Annotated in this window: 1 protein-coding gene; it reads right to left on the bottom strand. The window is 71.8% G+C overall.

Annotated elements, in window-relative coordinates:
- Positions 1–490 (bottom strand): SDR family NAD(P)-dependent oxidoreductase (locus JK364_RS54600; RefSeq protein ID WP_201858909.1); only part of this gene is annotated, 490 nt, incomplete at both ends.

Raw genomic sequence — 490 nt, forward strand, 5'->3', positions numbered from 1 at the left:
CCCCATGCCAGGGAGAGTGCGGGCAAGCCGTCAGCGTGGCGGTGTTCGGCCAGGGCGTCCAGGAACGCGTTGGCCGCCGCGTAGTTGCCCTGGCCCGCGGCACCCATGACGCCGGCGGCGGAGGAGTACATGACGAACGCGGCCAGGTCGGCGTCGCGGGTGAGCTCGTGCAGATACCAGGCACCATCCGCCTTGGGCGTCAGGACGGTGTCGAGGCGCTGCGGGGTCAGTGATTCCACGACACCGTCGTCGAGGGCGCCGGCGGTGTGGATCACCGCGGTCAGATCGACGCCGTCCAGGACATGGGCGAGCGCGGCGCGGTCGGAGACATCGCAGGCCGCGACATCGACGTGGGCGCCCAGTTCGGTCAGCTCCTCGATCAGGATCGTGGAGGGGGCGGTGCGGGAGACCAGCAGCAGACGGCGCACGCCGCGTCCGGTGACGAGGTGCCGGGCGAGGATACCGGCCAGGGCGCCGGAGCCACCGGTGA

Origin of the sequence: Streptomyces endocoffeicus, from assembly GCF_016741935.1 — a bacterium.
Classification (GTDB): Bacteria; Actinomycetota; Actinomycetes; order Streptomycetales; family Streptomycetaceae; genus Streptomyces; species Streptomyces endocoffeicus.